Annotated in this window: 26 protein-coding genes, 2 tRNA genes and 3 pseudogenes; 17 read left to right on the forward strand and 14 right to left on the reverse strand. The window is 39.6% G+C overall.

The annotated features are described in order from the left end of the window. Positions 1–7: 7 nt before the first annotated feature. A complete protein-coding gene (locus tag P253_RS13150) occupies positions 8–424 on the reverse strand; it encodes a DoxX family protein (RefSeq protein WP_016658964.1) in 417 nt (138 codons plus the stop codon). A gap of 193 nt (positions 425–617) precedes the next feature. Here P253_RS13150 and P253_RS13155 point away from each other — a divergent pair, with 193 nt between their 5' ends. Beyond that, positions 618–1,256, forward strand: coding sequence for a DedA family protein (locus P253_RS13155; RefSeq protein ID WP_005181345.1), 639 nt, complete (start codon positions 618–620; stop codon positions 1,254–1,256). On the opposite strand, the gene P253_RS13160 is transcribed toward P253_RS13155, so the two are convergent. The 5 genes from P253_RS13160 to P253_RS13180 all read right to left on the reverse strand — a co-directional run bounded on the left by P253_RS13160 (position 1,253) and on the right by P253_RS13180 (position 4,122). Further along, positions 1,253–1,846: a LysE family translocator gene (locus P253_RS13160; RefSeq protein WP_016658963.1), complete on the reverse strand. Its 594-nt coding sequence runs from the start codon at positions 1,844–1,846 to the stop codon at positions 1,253–1,255. The two genes, P253_RS13155 and P253_RS13160, sit on opposite strands and share 4 nt — an antisense overlap. A gap of 219 nt (positions 1,847–2,065) precedes the next feature. Further along, the gene (locus P253_RS13165) at positions 2,066–2,458 is read right to left on the reverse strand and encodes a hypothetical protein (RefSeq protein WP_016658962.1); all 393 of its coding nucleotides are present in this window, start codon (positions 2,456–2,458) and stop codon (positions 2,066–2,068) included. A 7-nt stretch (positions 2,459–2,465) separates the two neighbouring features. Continuing rightward, positions 2,466–3,308 (reverse strand): ParA family protein, encoded by an 843-nt coding sequence (locus P253_RS13170; protein WP_016658961.1) that lies wholly within the window; start codon positions 3,306–3,308, stop codon positions 2,466–2,468. An 80-nt stretch (positions 3,309–3,388) separates the two neighbouring features. Beyond that, positions 3,389–3,781, reverse strand: a complete 393-nt coding sequence (locus P253_RS13175) for a SirB2 family protein (RefSeq protein WP_016658960.1) — start codon at positions 3,779–3,781, stop codon at positions 3,389–3,391. Positions 3,782–3,813: 32 nt separating this feature from the next. Beyond that, positions 3,814–4,122 carry a BolA family protein gene (locus tag P253_RS13180; protein ID WP_016658959.1) on the reverse strand — a complete coding sequence of 103 codons (309 nt, stop codon included), beginning with the start codon at positions 4,120–4,122 and terminating at the stop codon, positions 3,814–3,816. Positions 4,123–4,354: 232 nt separating this feature from the next. Between P253_RS13180 and P253_RS13185 the strand changes: the two genes are divergently transcribed. Then, a tRNA-Gly gene (locus tag P253_RS13185) sits at positions 4,355–4,430 on the forward strand. 46 nt (positions 4,431–4,476) lie between these two features. Continuing rightward, positions 4,477–4,552: transfer RNA gene (locus P253_RS13190), tRNA-Gly, on the forward strand. A 325-nt stretch (positions 4,553–4,877) separates the two neighbouring features. Here P253_RS13190 and P253_RS13195 read toward each other — a convergent pair. After that, entirely contained in the window at positions 4,878–5,105 is a 228-nt protein-coding gene (locus P253_RS13195; RefSeq protein ID WP_016658958.1) for a helix-turn-helix domain-containing protein, read from the reverse strand. Positions 5,106–5,217: 112 nt separating this feature from the next. On the opposite strand from P253_RS13195, the gene P253_RS13200 reads away from it, so the two are divergent. From P253_RS13200 to P253_RS15805, 6 genes and pseudogenes are all read left to right on the forward strand, one after another. Then, the gene (locus P253_RS13200) at positions 5,218–5,427 is read left to right on the forward strand and encodes a hypothetical protein (RefSeq protein ID WP_000122748.1); all 210 of its coding nucleotides are present in this window, start codon (positions 5,218–5,220) and stop codon (positions 5,425–5,427) included. A gap of 19 nt (positions 5,428–5,446) precedes the next feature. Further along, positions 5,447–6,628 (forward strand): site-specific integrase, encoded by a 1,182-nt coding sequence (locus P253_RS13205; RefSeq protein WP_016658957.1) that lies wholly within the window; start codon positions 5,447–5,449, stop codon positions 6,626–6,628. Continuing rightward, positions 6,621–6,872 carry a hypothetical protein gene (locus P253_RS13210; protein WP_004835501.1) on the forward strand — a complete coding sequence of 84 codons (252 nt, stop codon included), beginning with the start codon at positions 6,621–6,623 and terminating at the stop codon, positions 6,870–6,872. Before P253_RS13205 ends, P253_RS13210 begins: the two co-directional genes overlap by 8 nt. A gap of 65 nt (positions 6,873–6,937) precedes the next feature. Beyond that, positions 6,938–7,480: a DUF1376 domain-containing protein gene (locus tag P253_RS13215; protein WP_016658956.1), complete on the forward strand. Its 543-nt coding sequence runs from the start codon at positions 6,938–6,940 to the stop codon at positions 7,478–7,480. A gap of 10 nt (positions 7,481–7,490) precedes the next feature. Further along, positions 7,491–8,234: an ATP-binding protein gene (locus P253_RS13220; RefSeq protein ID WP_016658955.1), complete on the forward strand. Its 744-nt coding sequence runs from the start codon at positions 7,491–7,493 to the stop codon at positions 8,232–8,234. 119 nt (positions 8,235–8,353) lie between these two features. Then, a pseudogene (locus P253_RS15805) lies at positions 8,354–8,470 on the forward strand (IS5/IS1182 family transposase); the annotation flags it as partial. 41 nt (positions 8,471–8,511) lie between these two features. Here P253_RS15805 and P253_RS13225 read toward each other — a convergent pair. The 6 genes from P253_RS13225 to P253_RS13250 form a co-directional block, all read right to left on the reverse strand. Further along, a complete protein-coding gene (locus P253_RS13225; RefSeq protein ID WP_016658954.1) occupies positions 8,512–11,388 on the reverse strand; it encodes a type I restriction endonuclease subunit R in 2,877 nt (958 codons plus the stop codon). 57 nt (positions 11,389–11,445) lie between these two features. Continuing rightward, a complete protein-coding gene (locus P253_RS13230; RefSeq protein WP_016658953.1) occupies positions 11,446–12,108 on the reverse strand; it encodes a hypothetical protein in 663 nt (220 codons plus the stop codon). A gap of 8 nt (positions 12,109–12,116) precedes the next feature. After that, positions 12,117–13,244 (reverse strand): restriction endonuclease subunit S, encoded by a 1,128-nt coding sequence (locus tag P253_RS13235; RefSeq protein WP_016658952.1) that lies wholly within the window; start codon positions 13,242–13,244, stop codon positions 12,117–12,119. Then, the gene (locus P253_RS13240; RefSeq protein ID WP_016658951.1) at positions 13,244–14,812 is read right to left on the reverse strand and encodes a type I restriction-modification system subunit M; all 1,569 of its coding nucleotides are present in this window, start codon (positions 14,810–14,812) and stop codon (positions 13,244–13,246) included. The genes P253_RS13235 and P253_RS13240 overlap by 1 nt, the downstream gene beginning before the upstream one ends. A gap of 347 nt (positions 14,813–15,159) precedes the next feature. After that, positions 15,160–16,203 carry an HNH endonuclease gene (locus P253_RS13245; protein WP_016658950.1) on the reverse strand — a complete coding sequence of 348 codons (1,044 nt, stop codon included), beginning with the start codon at positions 16,201–16,203 and terminating at the stop codon, positions 15,160–15,162. A gap of 2 nt (positions 16,204–16,205) precedes the next feature. Further along, positions 16,206–16,796, reverse strand: a complete 591-nt coding sequence (locus P253_RS13250) for a class I SAM-dependent methyltransferase (protein WP_016658949.1) — start codon at positions 16,794–16,796, stop codon at positions 16,206–16,208. A 151-nt stretch (positions 16,797–16,947) separates the two neighbouring features. On the opposite strand from P253_RS13250, the pseudogene P253_RS15580 reads away from it, so the two are divergent. Together P253_RS15580 and P253_RS13255 are read left to right on the forward strand one after the other, a co-directional pair. Then, positions 16,948–17,025, forward strand: a pseudogene (locus P253_RS15580) (DUF4236 domain-containing protein); the annotation flags it as partial. A 109-nt stretch (positions 17,026–17,134) separates the two neighbouring features. Next, positions 17,135–17,449, forward strand: coding sequence for a hypothetical protein (locus P253_RS13255; protein WP_016658948.1), 315 nt, complete (start codon positions 17,135–17,137; stop codon positions 17,447–17,449). Positions 17,450–17,518: 69 nt separating this feature from the next. Here the strand turns inward: P253_RS13255 and P253_RS13260 are convergent. Further along, positions 17,519–17,781 (reverse strand): annotated as a pseudogene (locus tag P253_RS13260) (hypothetical protein). 169 nt (positions 17,782–17,950) lie between these two features. Between P253_RS13260 and P253_RS13265 the strand changes: the two are divergent. From P253_RS13265 to P253_RS13290, 6 genes are all read left to right on the forward strand, one after another. Further along, positions 17,951–18,577, forward strand: a complete 627-nt coding sequence (locus P253_RS13265) for a hypothetical protein (protein ID WP_223235077.1) — start codon at positions 17,951–17,953, stop codon at positions 18,575–18,577. Positions 18,578–18,579: 2 nt separating this feature from the next. Next, a complete protein-coding gene (locus tag P253_RS13270; protein WP_016658945.1) occupies positions 18,580–20,760 on the forward strand; it encodes a hypothetical protein in 2,181 nt (726 codons plus the stop codon). Then, positions 20,757–23,714 (forward strand): tyrosine-type recombinase/integrase, encoded by a 2,958-nt coding sequence (locus tag P253_RS13275; RefSeq protein ID WP_016658944.1) that lies wholly within the window; start codon positions 20,757–20,759, stop codon positions 23,712–23,714. Before P253_RS13270 ends, P253_RS13275 begins: the two co-directional genes overlap by 4 nt. A 90-nt stretch (positions 23,715–23,804) precedes the next feature. Continuing rightward, on the forward strand, positions 23,805–24,173 hold the full coding sequence (locus P253_RS13280; RefSeq protein WP_016658943.1) for an antitoxin Xre/MbcA/ParS toxin-binding domain-containing protein: 369 nt from the start codon (positions 23,805–23,807) through the stop codon (positions 24,171–24,173). A gap of 321 nt (positions 24,174–24,494) precedes the next feature. After that, a complete protein-coding gene (locus P253_RS13285; protein WP_016658942.1) occupies positions 24,495–24,755 on the forward strand; it encodes a helix-turn-helix domain-containing protein in 261 nt (86 codons plus the stop codon). 203 nt (positions 24,756–24,958) lie between these two features. Then, complete coding sequence (locus P253_RS13290) at positions 24,959–25,345, forward strand: diacylglycerol kinase (RefSeq protein ID WP_016658941.1); 387 nt, start codon at positions 24,959–24,961, stop codon at positions 25,343–25,345. Positions 25,346–25,379 lie beyond the last annotated feature (34 nt).

The raw sequence follows: 25,379 nt of genomic DNA on the forward strand, positions 1-25,379 counted from the left end.
TTGCGTCTTATTTTTCAATCAGATGATCCAGACTCAGTTTACCTGCACCTTGCAGCACCAATAGCAGGAAACCACCTGAAATCGCCAGGTTCTTCATCAGGTTAACCGCATCTTCCGGTGCGCCATGGAACATAAATGCAGTCAGCAAACTGAATACTGCCAGTGCCAATGCCACCAGACGGGTTTGCAGACCCAGTAAAATTGCCAGACCACCACCCAGCTCCAGCAGAATCACCAGCGGTAACAGGCCACCCGGCACCCCCATCGCTTCCATATAGCCCACCGTTGCGCTATAGCCGGCAATTTTGCCCCAGCCCGACACAATAAAAATATAAGCCAACAAGACACGCGCCAGTAGCAGCGACAGGTTGTTTAAGGCAGGGGTTTGAAAGATTTTGGCAACCACAGTATTTGGATTAAACATGAGAGAACCTACAGCAGATCAGTAAAAAGATGCTGCTATCTTAGGGACTGGCCGAAGATCAAAAAATCAACATTTCAAAGATGTATCGTTGCAAATTTAGAATGATGACAGCGGAAATTTATTTACGTTTTTCTACTGACTTTCACCAACCGGACTGATAGGATTTGACTACATTTCTGCTTGTTTTTCCCTCATGGAACTGATTGATTTTATCCTGCATGTTGATGCGCATTTACTTGAGTTCATTACCAATTATGGGGTCTGGATTTATGCCATCCTGTTTCTGATTATTTTTGTTGAAACCGGTCTGGTGGTGATGCCCTTTTTACCGGGAGACAGCCTGTTATTTGCAGCCGGTGCGCTGGCGGCCTCGACCGGTGCCATGGATCCGTGGTTATTGGGCGGCTTACTGTTTATTGCCGCTGTCTTGGGCGATACCCTGAACTATCATATTGGTAAATATATTGGGCCACGGGTATTTGAAATTGAATCACGCTTTATTAATAAAAAACACCTAATTGCCACCCAGCAATTCTTTGCCAAGCATGGCGGTAAAACCATTATTTTTGCCCGTTTTGTGCCTTTTGCCCGCACCTTTGCCCCTTTTGTTGCCGGTGCCGGGAGCATGAACTATAAATACTTTCTAACCTATAACGTAGTGGGCGCTTTCTGCTGGATTGGCTCATTTATTACCCTGGGTTATCTGTTTGGTAACATGCCAATTGTGAAAGAGAATTTTACCTATCTGATTTTTGGCATCATTATTTTAAGTGTCTTGCCGGGGGTGATTGGTTTTGCCCGCCAGAAGCTGAAAAAGCAGGTCCGCGCTTAAGCGAAAAAACGCAGAATAACCGGAAAAGCACACAGCACCAGCAACATGGCCGATCCTTTATACAAGAGATCGGCTTTTATTTGCTTGGATTCTCCCGATAAAATCGCGCGACCAAAAGACATCCAGAACAGCGCAGTCGGCAACAGCACCAGACAGAACACTGCATAAACCATCAAGAAATTGGTCGGATTATCCCAGGTTTCAGTCGGTAAAATCCCGGCAGCAAAAAGTAGTGCCTTGGGATTTTTTAAGGTGGCAAAAAACAGCTGATGCGGGCGGATAGACGGGTTGAGCTGGTTATGCTTGACCAGATGCGCATGCTTCCACAAATGAAAAGCCGTCCACAGCACATATAGTGCGCTCAGGCCATGCAGAATATGGCTTAAATACGGCCAGATTGGGACGGTCAGATGAATCAGCAGCGCCCACAAACTGATGGCATATAAATAGCCGAGCAGCTCGGCAGGCACAAATAAACTGGTTCTGGCAATCCCATGTTGATGTGCTGAACTTGCAAGCAAAGCATTGGTTGGTCCCGGAATAAGCAGAACCGCAATCATTGCCAGCACAAACAGCCAACTTTCAATCATAGACACCTGAGATTACCTGAAATTAGGCGCACACCTTATATTAATTTGATAAAAACTGACAAGTTTTTCTCACGACTGGGAGGATATTTGGACAGACAAAAAAGCCTTTATTTTTATTTAAATTCAAGATTTTTAATAATTTTTTCTGAAACATTTTGCTAAGATTTTTCACGCTGTGACTCGCATAAACTGCCAGCCTAGCGTGAAAAATGCGAAGCCTTAACTGGCCTGCTTGGTGCGTACAATAATTGGACAGCCTTTAAAACGCGCCGCCTGCACAATGGCTTCCTGCTCGCCCAGCACCCGTGCCAGTTCGGTATTTTTGGTATTGGAGGATTGTCCCATATTGACCGAAACACTTGGGCCAATGCCCCAGCCGCCACGACTGCCCCAGCCTCCACCAAGACCAACCCCCACACCAACACCGGTCCGTTTAGGTGCCTGTACGCCCTGATCAATATAGGACTGAATCCGGTTATATTCGCTTTGCAGCTGCTGACAGTTCAGCGCCTGATAATGTGTAGGCGAGACATAGGTCGGTTTAACCGTCGTGGCACAGGCACCCAGCAGCAAGGTTCCGGCAGCCATCAGGCTGATATACAGTGTTTTCATGCCCATCTCAGGATTGTTTCTGTTCAATCTCATTGAACAACGATTGATAGGCCTGCGTCAATTTATGATCTGTAGCAAAATGAATAAGCGGCAGATTTTTATGATGCGACTCTTTCATGATGACTGAGGGTGGCAGCATGCTGTTAAATACCGGTAAGTGCTCCTCTTTCAGCTGCTCGACCACTTCTCGTGGCAGCTTGGCCTGAGCCTGGAACTGGTTCACTACAATGCCTTCAATCTCCAGCTCGGCATTATGGTCTTCCTGGGTTTCCAGCACGTTTTCAATCAGGCTGTGCAAGGCACGTTTGGAAAATACATCGCAGTCAAACGGAATCAGCACCCGGTCAGCCGCAATCAGTGCCGACAAGGTAAAGAAGTTAAACGCCGGCGGTGTATCAATAAAGACCCGCTCATAACGCCCGGCCAGTGAGGCCAAGGCATCCCGTAATTTATAGATTTTATGTTTGCTTTCTAAGGCATGGGCCAGACTGCCCAAGTCCGGACTGGCTGGAATTACATCCAGATTTGGAAAGGGCGATTGATGCACATAGGCTTCCAGCCCCTTGGCGCGGCTTTTTAAGATCGAGCCCAGGGCATTGCCAATTAAGCCTTTGCTTTGGGTATTGCCCAGCACTTCTTCAAAATAGTTCTGGATATTTGGCTCTAGTGCCGGCTTATGGGTGGAATAGGTGGCATCATCACCCAGTAAATACTGGCTGGAGTTGGCTTGCGGGTCCAAATCAATGACCAGGGTTTTAAAGCCCTGATGGGCACTGATAGCGGCCAGATTGACCGTAATACTGGATTTTCCAACGCCGCCTTTCTGGTTAAAGACCACACGTGTTCGCATGTCTATCCCTCTGATTTTATATTCTAATTGGCTCAAGTGTAGCGAAGTATAGCCGAGAGATAGACATTATTGTCGAACAATTAACCAAAACTTGGCTTGATCATCACCAGCGCGATAATCGCCAGCAGTGCAACCAGGGCTATGCCCCAGCCGGCGCGACGTTGCACCAGTAAAATACTGTCCGTTTTACGGTAGGCTTTCATTAACGAAGACAGCATCACCAGGAATAAAATGATTTTGGCATAAAACCAGGTTTCGACCTGAAAATCCTTTAATGCCAGCAGCACAATTCCGGTTACTACTATCAGCGTAACCGATAAATGTTGTAGCGTCACCCATAGTGTGCGTCCGGCCGGATTGGGCTGGTTGCCCTGCACGCCTTTAAATAAGGTCAGGCCACGGGCCAGCAGAATGACCAGCAATACGCTGATGCTGGTCATATGAATAATTTTAAGTAAAAGTTGGGTTTCCATGAACTGTTCTGATCTCTATTTCTTGTTCCGGGTTATTGTTTCGGGGCGTGGGCACATTCCGGGCTTGAGGTATCCTGTCCTTGCCATTCATCCTGAACAAAGGCATGAATTGCCAGCGCATGAATCTTGCTTGGACTTAACAGATCACCGACCGCGGCATAGACTTGTTGATGACGCTGCACCAGACGTAAACCGGCAAACTGTTCACTAACGATTACCACCTTAAAATGAGATTCCTTCCCCGGATAATAGCCGCCGTGGCCAGAAGATTCATTCACCACGTCTAAATGTGTCGGGTTCAGGGTGTGTAAGCGTTCAATCAGTTGTTGTTCTATACTCATGATCATGCATCCAAAAAGGCCTGAGATTGATCTTAGTATACCCTGTTCTTTTTGCGATATTGTGGCGACCGGCTGAAAACCACCTTTTTCCCGCTTGAACCGCCGCTATTGGCTGATTTCACAGCAGAAATCATCTAAACCTTGGTCAAAATGGCTTTTATTTATGCAATCAGCACAAGTTTTTTCACAAAGTTATTGACCCTGTTTTTGCATAATGTATTATACACCGCATGCGGGAATAGCTCAGTTGGTAGAGCACAACCTTGCCAAGGTTGGGGTCGCGAGTTCGAGTCTCGTTTCCCGCTCCAAATTCTTTTTTGTTCATTTTTTAAAGTAAAAAAATTGATCGACCCTGCGGGAATAGCTCAGTTGGTAGAGCACAACCTTGCCAAGGTTGGGGTCGCGAGTTCGAGTCTCGTTTCCCGCTCCAAATTCAAAAAGCCCTAATCGAAAGATTGGGGCTTTTTTCTTGTTGATTTTATTATATTTTTTAAAAACTCTTCTTCCTTTGTTCTTCGATTCAATAAAAAATATTCTTAATGTAATTTGTATTTTGTGACCAAGATGTGACCATGGCGTGCCCACGACAATAAAAATGGTCTCAATTGACCTTAAATGTCCTCAATCGATCACCAATTTTAGAGCTTTTTTGAAGGCAAAAATCACCCAGTTCTCTTCCAAACAAGGTGTTTTTTTACCAAACGATCAAGGATTTGTGACCATTTCACTTTTTGATGTGACCATTTGTGACCAAACTAGCCATTATCATTTTGATTATTATCAATTTTCTTAAAAATCAATAAATCGCCCACTTCTACATCTAATGCAATACAAATTTTATCAATGGTTTCAAAATCAATCCGTACAGATTCATCATTATAAAGTTTATGCAAAGTAGATTTATTAATTCCAGTACTTCTCACCAAATCAGCAACCTTAAGTTTCCTTTCTGCTAATAAAACCGCCAAGTTTGAGATAATCATAAAATTTCCTAGTTAAATCATAAAAAGTACTTGCAACAACATAAAAATATGATAATTTATGTCTTAGGAATAATTTTTCCTAGTTACCTAGTAAAAAATATGAGGCTCTATTATGTCATATACCTATCTCACAGCCCAGCAACTGGCTGAAAAAATCCAGTACGACGCTCGTACTATCCGCAACCAACTGAAGGACAGTGTCTTTATTGAAGGTGTTCACTACATCCGTCCTTTTGGTGGTCGAAAAATTCTTTTTGTTTGGGAACGCATTGAAACTGAAATGCTTAAATTCACCGGTTTAAGCATGGATGCCTTGCAATAAGGCTTAGGAGGTTTAACTGATGGCTACCATCCGGGAACGAAGTGGCAAACTGATTGCCGACTTTCGCTACATGGGCATTCGTTGTAGAGAGACAACCAATCTTGAAGACAATGCTTATAACCGACGCATTTTGAAAAAACGTCTCGAACAGCTTGAAGCTGAAATTACTTTGGGAACTTTTGAATACGAAAAGTACTTTCCAAAAAGTAACCGTGTTGAGGAGTTTAAGGAAAAAAGAAGTCAGCAAATTGCTGTACAGACCAAAGTTCCTCTTTTTAAAGAGTTTACTGAATTGTGGTTTAAGCAGAAACAAGTTGAATGGAGAACCTCATATCAGCAAAAGGTTTCAATTGTGATCAAAAACTATTTGATTCCTGCTTTTGGTAATCAGGTTCTCTCGAAAATCAAGAAGTCAGACTTGCTGAACTTCCGTGCCTCTCTCGCCAAAGTGACACACGGAAAAGATCAAACAAGTCTGAAAGCATCGAGGATCAATCAAATCATGACGCCTTTACGTATGATACTCAATGATGCGGCTGAACGATACGAGTTTGAGTCGCCTTATAAAAATATTAACAATCTGAAGGAAAACAAGATTGAAGTCACACCTTTTTCTCTGGAAGAGGTGCATAAAATTCTTACCACAGTGCGTGAAGACTTCCGCCCCTATTACACCATTCGCTTTTTTACGGGTATGCGTACCAGTGAAATCGATGGTCTGCAATGGAAAAATATCGACTTACAGCGTCGTGAAATCCATATCAGAGAAGCGTTAGTAAATGGCGAGCTTGGTGGAACCAAAACTTATGGTTCTGACCGTACCATCCAAATGAGTGATCGGGTTTATCAGGCCTTTCTGCAACAGAAAATGTTAAATAATGGTAAATCAGAGTTTGTATTCTGCAATCGTGATGGTGGACCTCTCGATTATCGTCTGGTAAACAAGCGTGTCTGGCATCCTCTGCTACGCTTTTTAGGATTAACGCCTCGTCGTGCTTATCAGACACGTCATACAGCAGCAACGCTCTGGTTGGCGGCAGGTGAAAATCCAGAATGGGTCGCTCGCCAATTGGGGCATTCAACCACTGAAATGTTGTTCCGGGTCTATAGCCGCTACATTCCGAATGTTACCCGTCGCGATGGCAGTGCTTTTGAAGCCATGCTGGAGAGACTCACTACAGAGGAGCTTGCACATGAATAGTAAAGCTTTCTTTGGTGGTGTGGTGATCAGCCCTGAAGCAGATATGGTCGCTCGTGAATTAATCCATGAGCTACACATTCCGAAACTGCACAATCTGGCCTTTTTGCTGGAAATCAATAAATGCTTCGATGATCACCAAGCATTAAGACTTTGGCTACAGCGAATGCTGGATGAAGGGCAAGCTCATTACGATGACTTAGCTCAACAGGCCCGTGTCCGCTTAATGAGTCTCGCTCACTCATAAAACAAACATAAAAGGTCATCAAATCGATGACCGTAGCCCCTTTATACCTATAAAAAGGTGAACATATGCATAAAGATATTTCAATTTGGATGCCACTCTATATTGGCGACCTACAGGCGAAATTTGCACGAATGACAGCAGAACAAATTGGTGCGGCACTGCTGTTAATGATGGATTTCTGGAAAAATGGAGCTATTCCTCATGATTTAGCAACGGTATGCAGCATCACGAAATTACCGCAGCATACCAAGGCTAAAACTTTGTTGAATACGCTGACAGCATTAGAATTATTTGAAGTCGAATCTGAACAAATTCTTTCAAGTTTTTTAACCAGTTTAAAAAGCCAGGCATTGCAAAATCAGCAAATGAAATCTGATAAAGCTAAAAATGCAGCTCAAGCACGTTGGGGGAAATCCGCAAGTAATGCTCAAGCATCAGCCAAGCAACGAAAAGTAAATGCTCAAGCAGCTCCTGAGAAGAACCCGAGTATTACTCAAGTCATGCTTGAACCATGCCCTTCATCTTCATCTTCATCTTCATCTTCATCTTCATCTTCAAATTTTGAAGAAAAAAATGAGGATTTTTTAGAAAATTCCAAATGGATTTAGGAGAGTGATCATGAATACCATGCTTAAAACGCTCCAGTTTCGCACAGAAACAACGGAAACACTTTGCCCTACCCATCATATACCCCTGATGGAAATCGCTGGTCACAAGCTATGTAAATTGTGTGCCAAAGAAACCGTCCATCACTCACATGCAGCCTATGCAGATGAGTTGCAACAGCGATTGCTACAACAGAAAATCAAAAACTCAGGGCTCAATAAACGCTACCTGGATCGTGGCTTCAAGAATTATGTAGTTGCATGCCCTGCACAAGACAATACCATCAAACTATGTCAGGCCTTTGCACAGCAGATTATTTCTGACCACAACCCGAACATGTTGATGATTGGTACACCAGGTACAGGTAAAACCCATCTGAGTGCATCAATTATTCGCAACATTCTGCATAACAGTACAAAATCTGCACGCTACTATACCAGTGCAGAAATTGCTCAAAAAATGATGGACACTTGGTCAGATGCTTCACGCTCTGAAAAGGAAGTCATCGACCATTTCTCCAGCTTTGATTTATTAGTGATTGATGAATATGGCCTGCATGACCGGCATGAAAAACGCCTGGAGATGGTGCATAAGGTCTTATATAGTCGTTATGACAATATGAAATCTACCCTGCTGATTTCCAATTTCACAGTCCAAAATATGCAGCGGGATTTAGGTGTCCGATTATGGTCAAGGTTGCATGAAAATAGCCTGATCATTGTTCCATGCTACTGGGCAGATCAAAGGATTACTTAATACTGCTTGCAAAAAAGAGCCTTGTTAGACGGCTCTTTTTAACTTATCTCTTTTTTAAATTAAGTGGCTTTGTTGCACAAACCTATCTGTAAAGGGTTTTTCAGCGATATAATTTTCAAATGAAGAAGCCTACACACAAAATCTACCGCACAACCAATTGGCCCGCATATAACCGAGCACTCATGAGTCGCGGAAATATTGCCATTTGGTTTGATCCTGCTACGCAATGGTATGCGCCCCTTCTAAGCTAGGTTTGTGCAACAAAGCCTTACCTCAATTAAAATCCCACATAAAACTTTTCAATCAACTGACGTGTCTTGACCATCAAGTGAGTGAAGACGTTCTCCCGCTCAAACAGCTTAACCTTATAGTTTGGTAAGTCCTTCAATTCTTCCTTACGTGGTAGGCGTTTGGTGAACTCATAATGCTCCAGAACCTGCTTCATGGCTTCTGGTTTCAGGTTTTCTTCTTTACAAAGATGCTGATAGGCCTGTTCTTTTTCAGCATCCCAGAATTCAGAAAAAGCTGTTTGGACGCTTTGGCCGTTGATCATCTTCGGCATGTTTTCTTCAATGAATTTTTGAATGAGGTCTTGCTTATCGTGCAAGCTAATATCGCTACTGATTAAATCGTAAATTTGCGCTTGGTACTTCTTACGCTTGTCCTCTGAGTCTGTATCAACAACAAGCTGTAGCAGGTTGATGATATAACCAACATTAATGCGATCACTATGCAGTAAATCCAGTTGAAAATCGACATCATCCAGTACCGATACTTTGTCTCTCTTGGTGGTCTTTCTAACGGCACGACATAGGTCAGCATACTTAGAGGCGAAGTTTGCAAAGTGCTGCTTATCAAGTTGTGTTTGGTCTTGATCGTATTCAATAAAAGTTTGTAATTGCGCGTTATAGCGCATCACTTCACGGAAAGCTTTAATAAATTCGAGTTGCTGTTCTTCAGTGACAAGATCATCGACTGATTGGTAATTGGGCGTTAAGGCAAACAATTTGCTCACCGCTGCTTGGTAATCCTGTTCGATTTCCGCATAGCTTGGAACAAGGACGATCTTGGTCGTTTCTTTGTTGGAAAATAGTGCCAGCGCTTCATCCGTTGCACGTTTTAGGTTACGGAAACAGATGATATTGCCAAATGGTTTTTTATCGTTGTAGACACGATTGGTACGAGAGAATGCTTGAATCAAGCCATGATATTTTAGGTTTTTATCGACATACAAGGTATTTAGCGGCTTAGAGTCAAAGCCCGTGAGGAACATATTGACCACAATTAGAATATCAATCTGTCTGTTTTTTACGCGCTGTGCAATGTCGCGGTAGTACGCATAAAATTGATCACCAGAATTGTAGTTGGTTTTAAACTGTCGGTTGTAATTGGCAATGTATCGATCCAGCTTATCCCGACTGGATGAATTGACCTGAGTTGGAATATCTGCGGCTTCTTCGTGAATCAAGCCAGTTAAGTCATCAGTCGGTACAGCCTCATTTGCCGCATAGGAAAAGATGGTGGCAATGGTCATCGGTTTAAATATCCGACCTTGTGCTTCATCTTCAATTTGCTTTTCGGCCTGCACCTTTTCAAAGAGGTCGTAATATTGGGTCAGTGTTTCGACCGAACTGACACAGAACATTGCGGTGAATTCACGATTACGGGTTTTGGTATCGTGAATACTGACAATGTAGCGGGCAATCATTTCCAGTCGTTGCGGATTGTCATACAGTTCTTTGGTATCGATGCCTTCTACATCTTCCTCATAACTTTCATTCGTCGCCATGCCTTTGGCGGTGTATTTGCCACGATAATCAATCTGGAACTGCAAGACGTTACGGTCACGGATGGCATCGACAATCACGTATTTATGCAAACACTCATTAAACAGGTAATCTGTGGTGAGTTTTAAACCTGCTTTGCTTTGGCTGTTCTTTTCAAAAATAGGCGTACCGGTAAAACCAAACATCTGCGCATTGCTGAAGAATTTTTTGATGTTCTGATGGGTCTCACCAAATTGACTGCGATGACATTCATCAAAAATAAAGACCACTTTTTTATTTTTAAGATAATCAATCGATTCTAAATAACGTTCAGTGCTGATGGCCCGATTGAGCTTTTGGATGGTGGTCACAATCAGTTTGTCATGACGTTGATCGAGCTGTTTTACCAAGGTCGATGTGTTATCTGTGCTGTCGACGCTGTCGGCTTTAAAAGCATTAAATTCGCGTGAGGTTTGCGTATCGAGGTCGTTACGATCGACCACAAACAAGACCTTTTCAACATCGGGCATTTGCATGATGATCTGACTGGCTTTAAATGAGGTCAGGGTTTTGCCTGAACCGGTGGTGTGCCAGATATAGCCGTTCTGATCGGAGTTTTGCACATGCTCCACAATTTTCTGTACTGCATAAATCTGATAGGGACGCAGCACCATCAGGCTTTTGGTGGTTTCTAGCAGCACCATGTACTGGGTCAGCATTTGGGTTAGATGCTGCTGATTTAAAAAAGCTTCGGCAAAGTCGACAATTTCATTGATATGTTTGTTATGGACATCCGCCCAAGGAAAGGCAAACTCGATGCCTGTGGTGCCGTTGGAGTAATAACGGGTATTAGCACCGTTACTAATCACAAACAGCTGAATAAAACCAAATAGCCCTTGCCCTGCCCAATAGGCTTCACGAATATAGCGTTGGGTTTGATTAAAGGCTTCGGCGATTTCCATGCCGCGTTTTTTCAGCTCGATCTGTACCAAAGGCAAACCATTGACCAGTAAAGTCACATCAAAACGGCTGGTTCTGCCATTATAGTCGCGGTGGTCGATGGTGATTTGATTAGTGACCTGATAAATATTTTTGCTAGGATCATCAGACAGGAAAAAAAGGTGTTTACTGGTTCCATCATCAAATTTGACTGGGAACAGATCACGCAGATTTTTGGCGCGCTCAAATACTGTGCCCGTATTTAAAAAACTGATGACCTGTTTCCATTCAGTTTCTGACAGTGGTGCTAGCCCATTGGCACGTTCAATCTGGGTTTTCAGGTTGGACAGTAGCTGGCTTTCGTCCTTGAGCGTCACTGATGAATAACCCAGTTGTTTGAGTTGATCAATTAGTTCGTTTTCAAGTTGATATTCACTTTGTACTGTCATTTAACCCTCTAATCTTTTAAATTATTCACGTCAATCTTGATTATCTATAATAAAAATTTAAGCAACTTCGATACCTTGCGCATCAAGATAATTATCTAACTCTTCTGAGTACGCATCATAATCTTGCTCAAACAATGCCTTGCTATAACTTAAACCACTAGGCAATTCAAATTGCTCATCAAGAAAATTATTAAATTCAGGATACTCCTCGTAACGGTAACTTTGTGTGTAAGAGAGATCAATTTTAAGCAGAAGAAGAAGCAATATATATGATAATCGATCTGTTGTTTGTGCAATAATCTGAGCTAATTCCACTCCAACTGAATAACTCTTTGGAAGAATTTTGCCGTGAGATATCTCACCAACATTATTTCTCATCTCCCCCAGAAAACGTATCCATTGATTAAGTGCTGAAAAGTAATTTTCTATGTCGCTTTTTGGCATTACATTTTCAATTGCTGAATGTTCGTAAATGCACTCCTTAGCTTTTTTAAACAAGCGCCCTAAATCCAATAAATTAATATCCTTAGCGTTTTCATACGGTCTAAGTTTTAAAATAATATTTTTAGCTATCGCTTCTATAAACGATTTACTACATTCAATCAGCGTATCTCCACACTGATTAGTTTGTTGATCAATTTGACTTAATAATCTTTCTAAATCTTGCAACCATTTATGTTTAGATGAATGTATTGCTATAAGTTCTCTGGATTTTTTCATAACAAAACCTATATAAACATCTGCTGCAACAAGCCTTTTTTCCAAATTTTCGCTTGTTCAATTTGCTCTGCCACCACTTCAATTTTTTGATCAATGGCAGATAAAAAATTAGCGATTTTTGTTTGTTCTTCTAGGCAAGGTACTTGAATTACCACTTTCTTTAATAAACTACCTGTAATCAATGGCTGACCTGTCCCAAAAACTAACTTATTTAATTGAAATTTTTCTAAGAATGCACGAATAAAAATATAATCTAGATTTGATGGTAATTCTAAAATTAGCGTATTATCAGATACATTATATTGACCACTAACCATATAAATATAGCCAGCATTGTGTCCAACACGTGCAATTAAAATTCGGGTTCCTTGGTAATCATATTCATTCGAATACCCAATTACTCCAGTAGACCCATAATAATAATATTTAGCTAATTCCAATTTTTCATGTGAGGATTTCCCTGAAGCTATAGAAACTCCTTTAATTTTGCCTAGAGCAATTTCCTCCCACTCCCCAAACTCGCTACCATCATCCGCTTTAAAACGAAGTTGCTGACTAAACAGCCTTTGCATCATGCCTTGTTTATATTGGCTCAGCAGCTCATGTTTTTGAGTCAGTTGGCTAATCTTTTCATCCACTGCGGAAAGAAAAGAGGCGATTTTGGTTTGTTCTGCTTTACTTGGCAAATGAATTTCATATGGTTCGATATGTTTATTATTTATCTGAGGAATTGTAGAAGTATCAGCAATTTTATAAAGTTCAACTTTATTAATTAAATAATATAAATATTCAGCATCCAAAGTATTTTGTGGAATAAGAGCCATAAGATTGCTATCTAATAAAGAATCGACTTTAAGGATACGAACTTTATTATTTAGAATAGCTGCCCCTCTTTTTGGAAAAATTACACTTTTTTTAGGAATTACATCAGCACAAGTTTCAGTATAAAATCTTGAATATTCTTGATATTTATTACTGTTGTTTAACTCTTCGACTTTTAAAAATGGTATTTCACCATTTTCGTGTAACTCGTATTTGCTAGGAGAATAACCGCTTTTAATCTGGACAATATTACCCAGAACTTCAACATTCCAATTTTCATCAAATTCTTTGAATCTTAACGCTGGACTAGACATTACTTCACCTCCGCAAAAGGTGAAACAATGCCTAGCTCTTTGCAAAAATCTGCAATGATGGCATCGGTCTCTTGGCTGTCTTGTTCCAAAGCTTGAAGCTGTTTTGCAATCGCATCTAAATCAATCTCGGCTTCCGCTTCAAAGGTATCCACATAACGCGGAATATTCAGGTTGTAATCGTTATCTTTGACTTCTTGCAAGGTCGCGACATGCGCATATTTTTCAATATTTTCACGCTTTTCAAATGCCGCAACAATCTTATCCAAATGCTCAGACAATAACTTGTTTTGATTCTTCTGCTTTTCAAAATCATTGCTGGCATCAATAAACAAAATATTGTCTTTATGCTCACGGTTTTTCTTCAACACCAAAATACAGGTCGGAATCGAGGTGCCATAGAATATATTGGCGGGTAGACCAATAATCGCATCCACCACGTTCAACTGTTCAATCAAATACTGACGAATCACGCCCTCGCTCGAACCACGGAACAAGACGCCATGCGGTAACACCACCGCCATGGTGCCATTGTCATCCAGTTGATACAGCATGTGCTGTACAAAAGCCATATCGGCTTTGGAGCTTGGCGCCAGTTTGCCATAAGAAGCAAAACGCTCATCTTGTAAAAATAACGGATCGGCAGACCATTTTGCAGAAAATGGCGGATTCGCCACCACCGCATCAAACTTTTTATCTAAATGCTGCGGACGGGTTAAAGTATTTTCCTGCTTGATGTCGAACTTGGCAAAATGCACATCATGCAGAATCATGTTCATGCGTGCCAAGTTGTAAGTAGTACGGTTCATTTCCTGACCGTAAATCATATCGACATCTTTGACTTCACGTTTTACCCGTAGTAACAATGAACCCGAACCACAGGTCGGGTCATAGACTGAACGTAAACGGTCTTTGCCTTGGGTGACAATCTTCGCCAGTAAAGTCGATACCGTTTGTGGCGTATAGAATTCCCCCGCTTTTTTGCCCGCGCCTGAGGCAAATTCACCAATCAGGTATTCGTAAGCATCCCCCAGTACATCGGCTTCGGTATTACTAATATCAAAATCAATATCATCTAAATGACTGAGGACTTTCGCCACCAGTGCATTACGGTCGCTGGCATTATTGCCAAGCTTGGTCGAGTTTAGATCCAAATCTTCAAACAGGTTGGCAAAGTCATCGGCAGAGTCGGTGCCTAACGTGCTTTGTTCAATTGATTTTAAGGTCGCAGTTAAATCATCCAGAATGAATTCGCCCTGACGACCACGCTCGGCTAAGGTATGGAATAGCTGTTTTGGTGTAAGCGCATAACCCACTTCGGCAATGGCATTCTTTTTAATTTCTTCGATGTACGGCACATGCTCAGCATTATTTTCATCTAATTCTAAAAAGCTGAGGTCTTCGCCATCGAGCAATTCATTGGCAAAGTTCACCGACTTTTCCGATAAATATTTAAAGAAAATAAAACCCAGAATGTAATCACGGAATTCATCTGCCCCCATGGTGCCACGCAAAGTATTGGCAATATTCCAAAGTTGTTTTTGTAGTTGTTGCAGTTGTACTTGGGTCATTGTTATAGGAGTCCAAATAAGTAAATCATTAATAAAATGATTTTACCTAAAATTCTAAAACATGCAGCAATAAAAAGGTGGACAAGGACATGAATTGTCGTGGTCAAGCGATGTAATCTGTCAATTCAGGCGCTAGATAGAGACATAATCGGCTTTGTTGCACAAAGATTTCATAACTATATGATTTTAAAAGTTTTGATTATTTTTTGATCCAAAATTAAATTTATTTAAATCAGATGCTTACATATTTATGCAACAAAGCCGACATAATCTAAACTATATAGCAGCCTACTCCAGTAATCTTCACTACAGAAAAATAAAGACATTAAAGTACTCCAGATATGGGACTAAACACCTAATATATGTTTATCTTTTCCATCTAGCCAGACTAAATATTCATTCTCTATTGCCTGCTTATACGCCCAGTCGGCAACCCGATGCGAACGTTGCAGATCGGTTAAAAAACCTAATTGAGAAATTTCCCGAACAATAGATTGATCATGTAGATAGTTCCGCTCCTGCCACTGTTGCAGAAATTGTTCTGACGCCAAATAATTACTTTTTTGTGAGTTGCACTTTTCATCCGCCAGGACAAAATTATGTCCGGTATCGGCAGGATATAATGACCATGGAATAAAATGATCCACGGCATATTTTGAATTTTTTAGGCTTTTGCCACAGTAAAAACACTGGCATTGCTGTACGTCAATTAAGAAGTCCGCGACCTTCCCCAGTTGATTGCGACTTGGGGCAAACATGAATTCATCTAGATCAGGCAAACCATCCAGTACCACTAGGTTCTGCTTGTTTAGCCGAACAAAATCAATCCAGCGCTTCTGGCACAACTCTTCAATGATTTCACTAAATTGTCTTAAGCAATACATCACCTTGGGCAACAGCTTGAGGGACTGCTTGGAATCTTCAAGACTATAGAGAAACTCTATGGTTTGACCATTCAAATTCTGCAAATACACCACCGGCATTTGCTTTACCGTTGTTGCAACTGCTCGCTTCAACCTGTTCCAGTAAAGTACATCCTTTCTCAACGCGGCCAAGGTCTCGAATTGTTGCTGTGCTTTCTGGATTTCACTGATGATCTTTGCCTGCTTACCAGTGCTTTGATGAATAGTAAAAGGCTCATACTGGTTAAACTGAAACGGCAGTGACTGTTTCCAGTACAGGTCAATAAACTTTTCCGCAATATCCTGATAGTCCAAATGCAAGACAGCACCAGTATCTTGCCCCTGTTCAATCGCCAGACGCGTGATACTTATCAGTAAGGCAAACTTATATGTCGAAGTAAACGTCCCTGACTGCAAAATCTGCTGAATATGCTTTAAGAATTTCAACTGTTCTTGAGGGGTTGGTATTTCGGCTATACTGAATAACATATCTAAGCCTGCACTTTTCTAATCAGAATATTCATCCACTCTTCTGTACGCTCTGGACGTTTATCTACAGTAATCCATTGTTGTAACAGTAAAGCCTGATCGATCTGCTTAAGTAAGTCATGAGCTTGCTGTTCATTCAAGTCAGTAAAGCTACGCCCCTCTATCTCACGGTCTGTATTGCCATACTTAAAAGACATGTAACACACACCATTTAGCTTTAATGCTTTGAATATAAGCCCCAGCACTTCAGTTAGGCGATCTCTTTCACAATGTAAAAGAGATGCACAAGCCCAAATACCATCGTATTTATTATTCTCAGCTAGGTCATAAAAACTTTGCTGACGTACTTCAATATTGGTCAGCTCCCTGGCCTTTTTAACCAGCTCGGCAGAATAATCAATTGCCTCAACTTGATAGCCTTTTTTCTTAAATGCCAAAGTGTCCCGCCCCGAGCCACAGCCCAAATCTAGGATCAATGCCTGTTCCGGCAAATATCTTAGAAATGGTGCGTAAAGACTTTCCATTTCAACCTGATAGGTATTTTCAAAAAATGCTTGAGCATGTTGATTGTAATAATTTGATGTTTGATTCATTGTCTAAAAGCCAATATCTTATGTTAAAGAACATACTGATTTTTCACTAGATAAGTCAAATGATCAGTCCTATGAATGAATCAAACTCTTATTTCACTGTATCCGGACAACTGAGATAGAAACCAAACTGGTTCTTATAAATGGAAAAAATATGGGCTTCAGATTTCGCAAGAGTATTAAACTGCTACCTGGATTAAAAATTAATCTGACGCATAAAGGCATCAGCAGTTATTTTTTGAATTTAGCCATTCTTTGTACCCCATAATATCCACTGCTAGGCAAAATTTAATTCATTCATTACTATGGACGGATGTTAAATACAATAAAGGCTGCCGCTGATGTCTGATAATGACAGTACTATGGATTATGATGAAAATGATTTAATCGATTCTCCCTTGTCTCAAATTTTAAAAGAGGATAATGAGCAAATTGAAGTTCTAATTTATCGATTACCCGATAGTGACTGGACACTGGAAGTGGTAAACCAAAATGGTACTTCTACGGTATGGGATGAAACATTCCCGTCAGATCAGGAAGCTCTATCTGTTGCTTTAGATGGAATTAAAGCTGCAGGCGGTATTCAAGCCTTTTCAGAACTCAGTGACCTTGAAGCAAAGAACAATATTTTTCCTGAATCACTTACTCGCCATTAAAAATGAAGCTGCTAGCGTGGATATGAATCAGTATTTTCTGGATTCTTAGAACCTGTCGCGATGATAGGTTCACTTTAACCCAAACCCATCTAGTGTTGAAGGGTCAAAATTTTCATCAAACATAAACTCATCTGCTCGCTCTTTTCTTAATGTCGCCAAGGCATAAAAGAAACATTTCTCACATAACTGCAATTCATATCTTTCACCGTCATGCTTAGAACCATAGCCCCAATGCGCCGATAAAGTGCCAAACTCCAGTTTCGTTGATTGGTTGCATACATCACATACAACATCTGTAACGACTTCTATCTGTTCAGTTCTTTGATCTCCATATCCAATTCCTTGTAAATCCAACTTAAACATTCTAAATATTTACTAAAAACATAATTCAATAGGGTTTTAATTACCGCTAAAAAGATTAAAAACACTATATATAGTGAAATTTACAATTTAATAACACAATATAGGGTGCGTAACCCTTGACTCCCCTATAAAAAGTACGTGAATATTATATTTTATTTTTCAGCCACTTGGCATAAATATGGGGAGACATCAGCATATGTCTATAAAAAAAAAGCTATTGAAAGTCATCGTGTATCTTCAAAAAACTTAAAATTAATGTGTTATCCAAAATGTATGCATGCGTACCAAATCTGGATAGCTTTATTTTTCCAACTGAGTGATAAACAGCAAAACTATCACTTGAATTTAACTTTTAAACAGAATATCGAAATCCCGCTCCTTACCACTAAAACACCTGATCACTATTTTTTTAGTAGTCATTTCAGCTGGATCTATGCTTATTTTTACAATAAGAATAAAAATGAATTTAAGTTCAGAGCTTATGAGAAAAATAATTCCTACCAATTCACCATCCAGGCTTTAAGCGAAGTTAGGGCCTTACTGTGTTCCGGATTACATCACTCAATTCATGGCTTAGATATCATCGCATATTGGCTAAATGAACAATACTTAGCCGCACATCTTCAGGAAGTTTTCGGTCAGGAAGTTTTAACTATCAATCATCTACGAGAATTATCAGGGCTATCTAAATCCAAAAGTCCAGTAAGTTCTATTTCAAATTATACCGGCCCACTTTCATTAGAAAAAATTCTGGCGGGAATTTAATCATGAACGGATATCGTTATTTAGAAGATACTCAAGAATTAAAGCTTGAGCCATTTCGAGACTTCTATCAAGCACTGGCGGAAGCAAAACTGGAAAATGATCAGGACTTCTTTAAGCTCAATGATTTCATCCAACCAACTGAAGTCGTTAAACTAATTAAAATTATGACTCAGCATCCTACTGATCTATCGATTAGTAAATATCCATTGGTGCATTATCTCCGGGCTCTGATCAACACTCCATCAGCATATCAATCAAATGCCCTAAAATGGGGCGTTTTCAATACTCAATGCATTGAATTACTTGATAGCAAAGAACATGCAGCTACTGTGGCTAATCTTTGTAGGCGTTTTCGTTTAGCAAGCACAAACGAGCAATACTATTGGCTCTATAATTTTCTACCTTCTCTGCCTCTAGAATTAGAATATCTAATTGATTTTATAGATAAAAAAGAGAAGAAAAATAAAGAACTGCTGAACCGATCCCTAGAAATTTTGAGTAAAGAGCAAATCGGCCAACTGGCAGATATTCGTGTCATCTATCAATATGCATATACTCAATCAGAGCGTCAAAAAAGACATCGTCAAAGCAATTCAAGCGCCCAGGAACCACCTCAAACTGATGTTAAGAAGACATCAAGAATGTCTCTTGATGATGAAAAAATACATCAGACTTGTTTTGAACGCGGTATAGCAAAACAGCCACCTGAGGATAAAACTATAGAAAGAGTTGAAGATCATAATTTTGAATTTAACTCACTAGAGCAATGTTCTATTACAGCTCAGATCAATAATCTCAAAAATAAAATTCTGCATCAAAACAAGAATCAGTTAATGAGCAAATCAAATCCTCGTGTTTTTGATTTGCCTACCGCGCAGCATATTATACGAATTTTGTTTGAACAGGCAGAAACCTCTCCAATTCATGCCTTGCTTTTATTTTCAGTACTCAGTTTGACGCATTATGAAGAGTTATTAGTATTTCGGAAACATTTCCGTCTCAGCTCAAAAAGAAAAGAAATTACTTTTAGTCCTGAAAATTTCTATTTTCGGCAAAGTTTTGATAACTCTAAATTTAAAGATGCTTTATTAAAAGAATATATGCTGAATATAGGAAGTTCTTTTACCATCCCCTTACCCAAAGTTTATTTTGATCAGATTTTTCGACTAAAAAAGTGGGATAAAGCTGATATTGCTTCCGATGTACAAGAATATTTACGTAGAATCAGTGACGGCCTTACTTTTCACTTAACAGCTCGAAACCTTCCTCGTTTAATCAGTGATATTACGTTGAATGAACTTGGATATGAATTGGAAAGTAAATTACTTAGTGGAGAAAACGTTAATAGCTACACCCCAGGCCATTACTATTCAATGAAAATTGTTGATATCCTCGATATTTATAGCCAGACACTTTACCTAGTTTACCCGCAGCTCGACACTAATTATATCGAAGAATTTAAATCCCCTGTTACTTTCGGTAGTCAGCAAACGCCAGACCTGCCACTGGTTAAATCCTTTTTTAAACAGCTTGATCAGCAAGTTCGGGGCAACCCTAACCCTTTTAAAACACTGAAATATTATTCAATTTGGCTATGGCACGTTTGCATGATTATGACATCTGCACGACCAAATGAAGCCTTTCCCCCGAATCTCGATTATCTTGATCTCGACAACCGGTTGGTAGCTGTTGCAGATAAAGAGCAACGTTATTCGGGTACGATTGGGCGCTACCTGCCATTTAATGATTTTCTTCGAGATGAAATACAGTCCTACCTAAGTTATTTAAAACAATTTCAGCATTTTATGAAAGCTTGTGCTAGCCAAGTTAAAACAGAACTAATTCAAGAAATTTTTGATGGTAAGCGTCCCTTTCTTTTATGTTTCGAGCCTGAGGGATATATCCGAAATTTAGAACTTTCTGATATTCAAAAATACTGTACAGAAATAGCCCTTCAGCTCAACTGGACCCGCCACTTTACTCGTTATTTTTTTGCACAATACTGCAATGAAGATGTAGTTAAAGGCATCTTTGGTCACGACGAAGCAATGCAGGGACTGTTTGACCGCTATTCAGCTTTTCAGGCGACTGATTACGACCAAATCAGAACAGCACAAGATAAGCTAATTGAAATATTAGAGCTTAAAAGTATGTCGACATTCAACGGGATCATGATTAAATGAACAGACATCCACACTCCCTAAAACGACAAAAAAAACTTATAAAAAATAAGGAATTTCTTCTTAAATTATTTAGTGAGAAATGCCTAGAACTTACACCTGAAAACTATTCCGATGTATATAGACAAGTCGATAATAGCCTTTTGGAAAAGTACAAATCTAGTACTCGTAGTCATAAAATAGCCCGCTTAGAATTCGCGAGATATATCAAGCGTTTTAATCGTTTATCAAATCAAAACTACCCTGTTCCTGCAACACCTGTTCGTCATGAAAGCCCCCCACCCCAGCAAAATATTGAGACTTTAAAACATGGTAAAAGGGTGACTCAATTTGCCAAAAATTTGATTGCTCACTGGACAGAACATAATGACTTCAGTCCAACTCAATCCCTCGCTTTTTGTTTGATCAGCACCATATTATTCAATGGCTTTTATAATGAGAACGAACTACAAAAGTTTTTAAAAATCTTTTTCAAAACAAAGAAATTTCAAAGTTTTTTAAACCTGAATCATATTGTTTCACTTGATATCCCGAACCGGAATTTCGGTAATCAGCGTATAAATGACCCTGATTTTTCAGTCAGCTATACAAAAACGTTTGTGCTACACGATATTGTGAAATGCTGGATCTACAGACTAAAACATCAGAAATTTGATTTATTTTCGGATATTGAAGATGCAGAACATCTGATTAACGCTTGTATTATTGAATGCTTCCCTGAGGAAAAGGTGCGTTGTAAAGACCTGTTAAAATACGGTTTTTACTATACACAGTTCCTGAAAAACAGCGGGCTGGATCAAATGTCCATTTGTATCTTAAAAAATGAAATTTACAGTTCCAGTCCTCTTGAAAAACAATTAGCAGCTTATTTTATCCAACCTGAACCCACGCCTACCCATACGATTCAGAAAGTTTATGAGAACCCTCAAGACCAGTCTAAAGTCACTATTGCATTAGATGTTGCCGATATTTTAGTAGAAATACGTCAAGCTATTCGTGCAAAAAACTATAGCGATCAACTCATAGAATTATATGCTAAAGAACAATCTCCAGCCTTGGAACGTTTGCTGCTGTGGAGTATTCTACGCTCAAAATTAACGGAACCTCAACTAGACCTTCTCAATCATATTATTCAGCAGCAGCAACGATTTAAGCGCAAGCTTATACGTGCAGATTTTCAGCCGCTCAAGCAAAGTTCTCTGAAGACCATGTTTTCACAGTTTGCAGTCCATTGGCTGCAGGCAACGCAAGACAAAGATATTTCATCATTTTCAGATGCTGATTTTGAAGATCTGTATGGAGAAATGCTTCTATTAAAGAAAGAAACAACTAGAGCGACTTTACAAAAACGTCTACAGGAGTTTCATCACAAACAGACCTTATTTTTTAACGCACCCACTGTTGATCTGGATAATTTAATCCAGGTAAAAATCTGCAGAACCGCATTGATCTCGCCCCATATTTTTCACGGCATGCTACAGCGGCTCGAAAATACTCAAGATATTTCGATTCAGGATAAAAATATATTTAAACTGATTTTTATTCTGGGGTTCAGAGTCGGACTACGGATCAATGAAACATTGAATATCTTTGTACGTGATTTATTTATTAGTGAAGATGCTGTGATGCTCACCATTCGCAACAATCGCAATAAAAATCAAAAAAGCTACTCTGCTTACCGCAAGATTCCTCTGCATCATCTACTTAAAGCAGACGAATTACATGCATTTAAAACATATAGTCAGAATAGAAAACGTCTGCTAAAAGAACAAGGAAAATCAGTTGCACAACCGCTGTTTTTAAAACAGTCCTTAGAAGAAACTCATGAAAATGAAGTGAATTCCCTATTGAAACAATTGATCCAGCCAGTTTTTGGAGAACACAATTTTACTTACCATAGTCTGCGCCATTCTGCATTTAATCATCTTTACCTGGTTTTAAAAAACTCAACTCTTGCAGATGCATTTACTGACTATAGCCCACATGAGCAATTACGTATCCGTTATGCCTTGCTACGAAACAGAAATACTCAGCAAACCTGGTATGCACTTTCTCATTTTGCCGGGCACCTAACCCCTGAAACGACCTGTTCAAGCTATCTGCATTTAATGCACCTGGCAATTAGCTACCAACTGAATCAAATCGAAAGTCCACTCCCTAAAGAAGCCTATTTCAATATTCTGAAACATGATGATGCTATTAAATATCCTGTACAGCAACGGGCGATCAAACAGTTTTTATTTGATCAACTCACTAAAGACCGTTACAGGCAACATGATCATCAATATCAACCAGAACAACAGAAATCGCCTGATTCACTGATGCTAGGAGCTCATGACTCAGAGATGACTTTTGAACTATTGCATCACATTCTTGCAGTAGAAAAAGAGCAAGATCTTCTGTTACCTGAAGCCATTCCTTTGCAAATCGCGCAAAAATTACGTGCCAGAGCTCTGCATTTGAAAACCTCCTGTGTAAACCAAAAAAAATCATCGAGGTTATTTACCACAGATTTTTTAAGGAAAACTCCTGCTGCATTAGTTACCATGTTGCCAACCAATCACGAGGAGAAAAAGGTCATTCACCATGTCCAGGAGCGTTATGCAAATGTACAAAGTAAATATAAAAAAGAGCTTCATACGATCTACTCAATTTATCTTGAAAAAGTTCAGCCCAATTCTGCTCAGTTCATTTTTGAAATAAATGAAAAACGTCAACTGAAAAAGTTTCTGTCTTTTATTAGTAAACTGTTTCCAACAGAATATCTTCACCTCGAACTTTCTAAACAGAGCAAAGAACAGCTCAAGAATACATTACAGGGTTTGAAATTAGGTTCAAAAAACTTCAGCCTGAATGAAAATGAAAGGCGAATTAAGTTCTGCTTCAAAAGTAAAGATGTAAAAGCACTTGGGGTATTCAAGTTACTGATGTATCTCATGATAGTTTCTCATCTTTAAGCTGTTTGTAATAAAAATTTGAACTCTGAGAAACGATAATCAAATAGTATAAACTCTAGGTATCAGCAACGTCTGAAACTGAGATCAGTCATGCATAAAACATCAGAAAAAATTGCAAAACAAAAAAAGGTATTAGCTAAAGCTGTTTTATCTTCTGCAAAGCAGCTTGGTTTGACACAGGAGCAGCTTGCCATCGTTCTCAATTTAGATTCAATGGAAACTTTAAATTCGCTTGAGTTAGATCCAGATTCAAGTCAGGGAGAACTCGCAATTATTTTAATTCGTATTGCGATATCACTAGATGCTCTAACTGGTGGAGAGACTAAATGGATGCAACATTTTATGAAGTCACCAAGTAAGTTAACCAAAGGCATTCCGATAGAGCAGATTCAGACTACTGAGGGATTAACCACTGTATTAAACGTAACCGAAGGACTTCGGCTTCAGGGTAAATATTAATAAAACAAAGCTTCATTACACAGAAAATTAAAAGTCATAATTTTGTCTAATCATTCAAATTCAAGGCATATGAAGTTCCTCTTCTCAAGAGGTATATGACTGTCTCATTATTGATAACTGCCATACATATACGGATTCTATTAACTTAATTCGAGGCTAAATTGAATCTTATAAGTTCAATTTAGCCATTCAAGAGTCATTATAAAAGTTTGCTATATAGCGAACATTAACTATTATTAGTTAAAAGTTTGCTATATAGCGAACATTAACTATTATTAGTTAAAAGTTTGCTATATAGCTAACAAATTTGGGGAGCAAAAAATGGCTACACGAGGTGAAATAGGTAAAAAAATACGTTTGGCCAGAAAAGGATTGGGCCACACACAGAAAAGTCTTGCAGAAAAAACTAAAGTCAATAAAACAACAATTTCAGAGATGGAAAATGGCCGTTTTACAGGTTCATTTGACATATTTGAACGTGTGCTTGATGGTGTTGGTTTACAATTCGAAGTGAATAAAAAAAATTGTAAATTGCCACAGTGGGATGAAATTGAAGAAATATTTTCAGAATATGATAAATAAACAGCTTTTTTACACAAACATTCAAAAGGTGAATACTCCCCAATCCATTCAAATTAATTTTTTTATATGAAAGCTGATTGAAATACACATCTAGATCATAAATCTGATTAGATAAATGCGGATCAAATCGACATCCATTTTTAAGAGAGTTTTAAGGTTAAGAACTTAAATTAATCAAATTTCGTCTTAACTGAATCATTTCTATGTCCCCTGATCGTTCACTCTATAAAGGCACTTCCGGAATACAACGTATTTTCAATGCTACCCGTTATTCCGTGGCCGGCTTTAAAACAGCCTTTCAAAATGAAGCGGCCTTCAGGCAAATCCTGCTCATCAATCTGATTTTGATTCCTCTGAGCTTTGTCATGCCGGTGAGCCGGGTTGAGCAAGCACTGATGGTGGCCGTGTGTCTGTTGGCGCTAATCGTTGAACTGCTTAACTCGGCGATTGAGGCGGTGGTAGACCGTATCTCCATGGAGCAACATGAACTGTCTAAAAATGCCAAGGATATGGGCAGCGCTGCCCAGTTTGTCGCACTCAGTTTAATTACCGTAACTTGGGGCATCATTTTAATCGGTCATTCATTGTGACCTCATTTTTGCTACAACGACAAGAATGGAAGAT

It is taken from the genome of Acinetobacter indicus CIP 110367 (genome assembly GCF_000488255.1).
GTDB classification, from domain to species: domain Bacteria; phylum Pseudomonadota; class Gammaproteobacteria; order Pseudomonadales; family Moraxellaceae; genus Acinetobacter; species Acinetobacter indicus.